Annotated in this window: 1 rRNA gene; it reads right to left on the reverse strand. The window is 59.8% G+C overall.

Going from position 1 to position 361, the window contains the following annotated elements:
• Positions 1–287: 287 nt before the first annotated feature.
• Positions 288–361 (reverse strand): 16S ribosomal RNA (locus QSK35_RS42575); the annotation flags it as partial.

Here is a 361-nt window from a genome sequence, read left to right on the forward strand (position 1 = left end):
GCCCCATATCCGCTACCTGCCTGCCGGCCTAGCCGGTGGTTCAGGTGCCGAAGCGATCCGATCACTGAAAGACACTCACGTGTTCTCTCAGGACCCAACAGCGTACCGATCTGTTCACTCAGCCCTCGCGACACCTTTCCACGCACCCGAAGGCGCAGTACTCACTGTCGTGACAACCGAACGTCTAGCCAGCCAGCATCCACTAGTGAGCACCACCCCGGCTGAACCGGGTGTGGGTTCTGACCACCACCAGGACGTTCGCCTGATGCGTGGTAGATGCTCCTTAGAAAGGAGGTGATCCAGCCGCACCTTCCGGTACGGCTACCTTGTTACGACTTCGTCCCAATCGCCAGTCCCACCT

This window comes from Lentzea sp. NBRC 105346 (assembly GCF_030269605.1).
Lineage (GTDB): Bacteria > Actinomycetota > Actinomycetes > Mycobacteriales > Pseudonocardiaceae > Lentzea.